At 72.7% G+C, this 6,645-nt stretch carries 8 protein-coding genes; 3 read left to right on the top strand and 5 right to left on the bottom strand.

Features of this window, described 5'->3' with window-relative positions:
• Together BLA60_RS44500 and BLA60_RS41700 are read left to right on the top strand one after the other, a co-directional pair.
• The coding region (locus tag BLA60_RS44500) for a COG1361 family protein (protein ID WP_483860506.1) at positions 1-1,282 on the top strand (1,282 nt) is incomplete at its 5' end.
• A 42-nt stretch (positions 1,283-1,324) separates the two neighbouring features.
• Complete coding sequence (locus tag BLA60_RS41700; protein WP_075138639.1) at positions 1,325-1,870, top strand: GtrA family protein; 546 nt, start codon at positions 1,325-1,327, stop codon at positions 1,868-1,870.
• Between the two features lie 2 nt (positions 1,871-1,872).
• Here the strand turns inward: BLA60_RS41700 and BLA60_RS41695 are convergent, their stop codons facing one another.
• From BLA60_RS41695 to BLA60_RS41685, 3 genes are all read right to left on the bottom strand, one after another.
• Positions 1,873-3,159, bottom strand: a complete 1,287-nt coding sequence (locus BLA60_RS41695; RefSeq protein ID WP_075138638.1) for an ATP-binding protein — start codon at positions 3,157-3,159, stop codon at positions 1,873-1,875.
• 2 nt (positions 3,160-3,161) lie between these two features.
• On the bottom strand, positions 3,162-3,821 hold the full coding sequence (locus BLA60_RS41690; protein ID WP_211289033.1) for a response regulator transcription factor: 660 nt from the start codon (positions 3,819-3,821) through the stop codon (positions 3,162-3,164).
• A gap of 196 nt (positions 3,822-4,017) precedes the next feature.
• Entirely contained in the window at positions 4,018-4,557 is a 540-nt protein-coding gene (locus BLA60_RS41685) for a hypothetical protein (RefSeq protein WP_075138637.1), read from the bottom strand.
• A gap of 68 nt (positions 4,558-4,625) precedes the next feature.
• Here BLA60_RS41685 and hisN point away from each other — a divergent pair, with 68 nt between their 5' ends.
• Positions 4,626-5,414, top strand: coding sequence for a histidinol-phosphatase (hisN, locus tag BLA60_RS41680; RefSeq protein ID WP_075138636.1), 789 nt, complete (start codon positions 4,626-4,628; stop codon positions 5,412-5,414).
• Here hisN and BLA60_RS41675 read toward each other — a convergent pair.
• Positions 5,401-5,685: a hypothetical protein gene (locus BLA60_RS41675; protein ID WP_075138635.1), complete on the bottom strand. Its 285-nt coding sequence runs from the start codon at positions 5,683-5,685 to the stop codon at positions 5,401-5,403. The two genes, hisN and BLA60_RS41675, sit on opposite strands and share 14 nt — an antisense overlap.
• A partial coding sequence (locus BLA60_RS41670) for a TNT domain-containing protein (protein WP_154814997.1) occupies positions 5,682-6,645 on the bottom strand: 964 nt, incomplete at its 5' end. The genes BLA60_RS41670 and BLA60_RS41675, both read right to left, overlap by 4 nt.

Raw genomic sequence — 6,645 nt, 5'->3', positions numbered from 1 at the left:
GCAGGACCAGGAGGTCCCGACCGCCCTGCCGACCCAGCAGCAACCACCGCCGGCCCCGCCGGTCCAGCAGGAACCGCCGCCCGAGCAGCCGGCCCCGCCCGCGCCGCCGCCGCAGCAGCAGCCGCCGGCCCAGCAACCGCCCCAGCAGCAGCCGGCGCCGGCCCCCGAGCCGCCGCAGGAACTGCCCTCGCCGCCGTCGCTGCGCGCCACTCCGCCGGCCACCCCGATCGACCTGATCGCCGGCGGTGACCCGGCCGACCTGCCGATCACCGTCACCAACACCGGCGGGTCCCGGTCGGAGCCGGTGTCCGCGACGCTGAACCTGCCGCCGGGCGTGTCGGTGGTCCCGGCGCAGGACCGGTTCGCCGGGCAGCGGCTGCTGGCCCTGGACGCGCCCCGGCGCGCCGCCGCCCCGTCCGGGACGGTGAGCTGTCCGGCCGCGACCTGCACCAGCCCGAACGGGCTGGCCCCGGCCGAGACCGTCACCCTGCGGTTCCGGCTCAGTGCCGACGCCGACAGCTCCGGTGGCGTGATCACCGGCACGGTCAGCGCCGGCGCCCAGATCAACGTGCGGATCCAGGTGCGGGTGCAGGTCACCCCGCCGCCGGTCGCGGTCGACGGGGTCGAGCTGACCGAGGTGCGCTGGGGCGGGCTGCTGCCCGGCATCTGGCCGTACCCGAAGCTGACGGTGCGGGTGGCCAACACCGGCACCAGCTCGCGGCCGGTGACCGTGAGCGTCGACCAGCCTGGCCTGCTCGTCGGCTTCGAGCAGCAGGTGAGCTGCACGGCGTCGGTGACCCCGGTGTGCACCACGACCGCGGAGGTGGCGCCCGGCGAGGACATCGGCCTGCGGTTCCGGCTCCACCACGACCGGCTGCCCTTCCACCACCACCACGACGAGGACCCGGACTGGCGGGTCACCGTCAACGCGACGCTGGGTTCGGCCACCGACACCGCCGGCCTCGGTCTGCCGCCCGGCTGGCACCACCCGGTCCCCGACCCGCCCTCACCACCGACCCCCACCCCGCCGACCCCACCGACACCGCCGTCGCCGCCGTCGGTGACGCCGCCCTCGCCGCCGTCGCCCGAACCGCCACCGGTGAGCCGCCCGCCCACCCACGAGCGGCCGACACCGAGCGTGACGCCGCCGCCGGTCCCGGAGCCGCCGGTGACCACCGAGCGGTCGGAGCCGCCGGAGCCGCCCGTACCGCCGGTGCCGCCGGATTCCGGGGGATCGGGTCTCGGCTCGCTGCTGGACTGGCTGTTCGGCCGCGGTTGGTAACGCTGACGCCGCCGTTATGTCACGTCTCCGTAGACTGCGCCCGTGACCGTCGTCGACACCGTATTGGCCCGAATACCGGCGCCCTTGCGCGGCATTCTGCTCAAGCACCGTGAGCTGCTGAAGTTCGCCGTGGTCGGCGCGACCACGTTCGTGATCGACAACGGCATCTGGTACCTGCTGAAACTCACGATTCTGGAGGACAAACCGGTCACCGCGAAGATCATCGCGGTGATCATCGCGACGATCGTGTCGTACGTCCTCAACCGGGAATGGTCATTCCGGACACGAGGCGGCCGGGAACGCACCCATGAGGCCGCGCTGTTCTTCCTGTTCAGCGGAATCGCGGTGGGTCTCTACTCCGCCCCGGTCTACGTGTCGCGTTACTGGCTCCACCTCGAAGTGCCGGAGGTGTCGCGGCTGGTCCAGGAGGTCGCCGACTTCACCGCCGGGTCGATCATCGGCACGCTGCTCGCGATGTTCTTCCGGTACTGGGCGTTCAAACGCTGGGTGTTCCCCGACGAACTGGGCAATCCCCGCCCCCACCGCTTCCACGACGACCCCGCCGACGAGGAACTCGGCCACCCCTGAGGTCAGCGCGGGAACCGTTCGGTCGGCCAGCGCACACCCTGGACGTCACCGGCCCTGGGCACCGGCAGGAACACCGTGAACGTCGCCGGCCGCTTGGTCGACAGCTCCAGCCGGCCGCCGTCGGAGTCGATCAGCGCGCGGGCCAGCGCCAACCCCAGGCCCGTCGACCCGCCGCCGGACACCCCGCGCTCGAAGATGTGCTCGGCCAACTCGTCCGGCACCCCCGCGCCGGTGTCCGACACCTCGATCAACACCGTGTCCCCGCTCGCGTCGTCCCGCGCCGAGAGCGTGACCGCGCCGCCGCCGTGGCGCAGCGCGTTGTCCAACAACACACCGATCACCTCACGCAGCCGGGCCGGCGACACCTTCGCCAGCAGCCCGTCCTGCACCCGTAACTTCAGCGACCGGCCCCCCGCCCGCAGCGGCGTACGCCACTCGTCGGCGATCCCCAGCAGCTCCGCCCCCAGGTCGACCGGCTCGGCCCCCACCGCGCGGGCCTCCCGGGCCGCGGCCATCAGCTCGTCGAGCACGTCGGCCAGCCGCTCCGCCTGCTCCAGCGCCGCACCGGCCTCCCGGGCGATGTCCTCGTCGTGGACCGCCGTCAGCTCCTCGATCCGCAGCTGCAACGACGTCAGCCGGCTGCGCACCTGGTGGGAGACGTCGCCGACCAGCTCCCGCTCCCGCTGCACCAGCTGCGCCAGCGCGGTCGCCGACGCGTCCAGCGCCTCGGCCACCCGGTCCAGCTCCTGCACCTGGTAGCGGGTGCGGTCCAGCCGGAAGTCGCCCGCCCCCAGCCGCGACGCCCGCTCGGCCACGTGCCGCAACGGCCGGGCCAGCCGCCGCGCGGTGAGGATCGCGACCACCGACCCGATGCCGATCGTCGCCACCACCACCAACGCCACCAGCAACGTCATCTGCGTCTGGGTGGTGCGCATCGGGCCGGCGTCGATCGACAGCCGCACCGTGCCGTGCTGCACGATCGGCACGCTCTCGCTGACCGTGTCCTCGCCGAGGTCCTCGCCGAGCGTGTACTCCTCGCTGGTGTCGGGCAGCGTGACCAGCAGATGCCCGCCCGGCGGGACCGCGATCTGCACGCTCGCCAGGTCCAGCTGGCGGCCGTTGGCCAGCTCGTCGTCCAGCGTCGCCGCGATCTGACGCACCTGGATACTCAGGTTCTCCCTGGTCAGCGACTCGACGATGGCGGTGGCCGTGTAGCCGAGCGGGATGCCGAGCAGGCAGGCGGTGACGGTCACGGCCAGCAGGATCGCCAGCAGGATGCGACGGCGCACAACTACTCGGAGTTGAACCGGAAGCCGACGCCACGCACCGTGGCGATCCGCTCGGCGCCCTGACCGAGCTTGCGGCGCAGCCAGGACATGTGCATGTCGAGCGTCTTGCTGGTGCGCAGCTCCGGGCCGCCCCAGACCTCGTCCAGGATCTCCTCGCGGGTGACCACCTGGCCGGCGCGCTGGATCAGCACCCGCAGCAGCTCGAACTCCTTGTTGGCCAACGTGACCTCGTCCCCGTCGACGATCACCAGCCGGGCGGCGAGATCCATCCGCACCCCGTTGACCTCGATCGTGCCCGGGGCCCGGCGGCGCAGCAACGCCCGGATCCTGGCCAGCAGCTCGGCCAACCGGAACGGCTTGGCCACATAGTCGTCGGCCCCCGCGTCGAGCCCGACGACGAAATCGACCTCGTCGGCCCGCGCGGTCAGCATCAACACCGGAATCCCCCGGCCGGCTGCCCGCAGCCGGCGGCACACGTCGAGCCCGTCGATCCCCGGCAACCCGAGGTCGAGGACGAGCAGGTCGACCCCACCCCCGTTCGCGGAGTCGAACGCGCTGTGCCCATCGGCGACAACCCGAACCTCGTACCCCTCACGATGGAGGGCGCGGGACAGCGGATCGGCGATCGCCGCGTCGTCCTCGGCCAGCAACACCACGCTCACGGTCTCAGCCTAGGCTCGTGGCCTGACACCGGGCCGCACCACAGCCAGAACATCTCCGCCAATGCGTGATATGCTTGCGGAGCCGAGGCCCCGTAGGCCGAGGAAGTGAGCCCGTGGTGTCTCCGGACGGTTTCGTCACGGGCTTTGCGTTTGCCCGCGACACGACCGGATGGCCGTCTCGCGGGCTTGTCACTTTCTAGGGGCCGCCGAGATCGACCACCCCCGCCACGATCGGGTCGATCCGCTTGCGCCACTCCGCTCCGGCGCCGAAGCACCAACCCGCGATGTCCGCGATCCACAGCAGCGATTCGCTCGTGCTGTCGAGGTGCTCGTAGACCAGCTTGCTGCCGCTCGGATACGGCCCGAGGAACCGGCGAAGGGTGCGTTCGTCGTGGATGTCCTGTTCGTTGCGGCTGTCGATGACCAGCCGGTGGGCCTGGCGGGCCACCAGGTCACCAACCAGGCGGGCCAGGCAGACCTGGCGCGCCGGCTCGTTGTCCCGATGCCAGGAGCGGATGTAGATGGTCACCTCGACCGGGAGGCGGGCGATCGTGTCGGCCAGGTGGCGGCGGTGAACGGGCTTCTCCTTGTAGAAGTGCAGCTCGCGCTGTCCCGGCCGCAGTAACCCGCGCATCGCCTGGCGCAGCTGACGGACGTTGGCCGGTTCGACGATGGCCGCGGTGACCAGGTAGCGGGGTGGGCGGGCCGACTCGTCGACGAACGCGTGCACGGTCATCGCGTCATCTTTTCTGACGGGGTGCTTACCCGATCGGGTGATCCCGGTGCCGTGACACGATGGCCGGCATGCCGACTTTCGCCGAGGACCTGGCTGTGGCGTTGCGACTGGCCGATGCCGCCGACGGGATCACCCGGGCTCGTTTTCTGGCCAGTGACCTGGTGGTGGATCGCAAACCGGACCGCACGCCGGTGACCGACGCGGACACCGCCGTCGAGGACGCGGTGCGGGCGGTGCTCGCGCAGCGGCGACCGGACGACGAGATCCTCGGCGAGGAGCGCGGCGGGACGATCGGCGCCGGCCGGACCTGGGTGCTGGACCCCATCGACGGGACGAAGAACTTCCTGCGCGGCGTGCCGGCGTGGGCGACCCTGATCGCCCTGGTGGACGGTGGGGTTCCGGTCGTCGGGGTGGTCAGCGCACCGGCGTTGGGGCGCCGCTGGTGGGCCAGCGCCGGTGAGGGCGCGTGGGTCGCGGCCGAGGGGGCGGTGGCGCCCCGGCGGCTACGGGTGTCGGCGGTCGGTCAGCTGGCCGACGCGTACCTGTCGACGACCGACCTCAACGCGTGGACGACCTACCACTCCAGGGAGCGGTACCTTGCCCTGGTCGAATCCTGTTGGGAGAGCAGGGCTTTCGGTGATTTCTGGCAGTACTGTCTGGTGGCCGAGGGTGCGTTGGACATCGGTGTGGACCCGATCGCCAACGCGTGGGACCTGGCGGCTGTGCAGGTCCTGGTCACCGAGGCCGGCGGCCGCTTCAGCGACGTCGACGGCAAGGCCGGCTTCGACCACGGCTCCGGCATCGCCACCAACGGCGCGCTGCACGACGCCGCGCTGGCGGTGCTCAGGCGGACGTGACGGGGAGCAGCCCCACGGCGCCCCGGACGACCTGTGCCCAGGTCAGGCGGCCGAACAGGTAGTGGCAGGCGACCTGTTCGTTGGTGAAGCGGGCCCAGTCGTAGCGGTTGCCCTGTTCGCGCCAGAAGACTTCCCAGCAGTAGCCGCCGTCCTCGTCGGGGGTGTCGTCGCGGACCAGGCACCAGGAGTTGTCGGCCTCGGCGCCGATGGACAGGATGTCGGCCGGGACGCCGACGGCGGCCAGCCACTCGGTGATCGACTCGGCGTTCACGTGTCCTCCCGGGTGATGTCGGCCAGGTAGCCGAGCGCGACGAGTTCCAGGACCGAATGGGTGGTTCGGTAGCGGACACCGCCACCCGACTGAGCGAACCACGCGGCGGACACCGCCCGCCACACCGGCAGCGGCCGGCACACCCGGTACCGCCGGTAGCCGAGGTCGAGGTGCGCCGGCGGCAACGACCGCTGCCCGAACGCCGTCCCGGCCTCCGCGAACACCCGCCCGTCCGGCGGGCCGAACCGGTCGATCTCGCTGCCCTCGTCGAGGATCTCGGGTTCGCCGTGGTCCGAGCCGCCCTCCGGGTACAGCTCGCCGGGCGGCCAGGCGAACTCCAGCCCGTCGGGCCGGATGCCCTCGGCGGTGATCCGGCCGAACCGGACCTGGTAGCGGCGGTCCCAGTCACGCTCGTTCATCCCGCCGAGCGGGTCGTACCCCTCGGTCAGATCGGTGACCTCCGCACGCGAGCGCGGCTCACCGGTCTGGGTCACCGGTGCCCCCGGGCGCCGGTCCCGCCCGTCGACCAGGGCCGATCGCGGATGGTCGCCCGGCTCGAACCGCAGACCAGCGGCGCGGTCGAGTTCGGCCGGCGGCGGCGGGACCTGCCGGGCCGGCCGGTCGGCGGCCACCGGCATGTGGCCGATCGGGAACATGTGCACCCAGAACAGGGCCAGCGCCTCGTCCCGTTCCCGGTAGACGGGCTGACCGGGCGACGCGGCCGGGACCGGGGCCGGGGCCAGGGGGTCCGGATAGCCGCGCCCGAAGCCCGGGTTCACGGTCTGGCGGGGAGCGGGGGCCGGCGCCTGCCGCGGATCGGGAGCCACGTTCACCGGCACGGCCGGTGCCTGCCGGGGCGGCGGCGCTGGAGCCGGGGCCGGGTTCGCGGGTGCGGGGCTGGCGGGAGCCGGCGCGAACGGCCGGGGAGCCGGGTTCCCCGGCGCGACCGACCCGACCGGC

This window comes from Actinophytocola xinjiangensis, from assembly GCF_001921215.1.
Taxonomy (GTDB): Bacteria; Actinomycetota; Actinomycetes; order Mycobacteriales; family Pseudonocardiaceae; genus Actinophytocola; species Actinophytocola xinjiangensis.
The sequence above is the reverse complement of the archived record's forward strand: the minus strand, read 5'-3'. Positions and strand labels throughout refer to the sequence as shown.

Coding starts and splice junctions, on each gene's coding strand:
- BLA60_RS41685 (WP_075138637.1), bottom strand. CDS start 4,557: ATGACCGTGCACGCGTTCGTCGACGAGTCGGCCCGCCCACCCCGCTAC.
- hisN (WP_075138636.1), top strand. CDS start 4,626: ATGCCGACTTTCGCCGAGGACCTGGCTGTGGCGTTGCGACTGGCCGAT.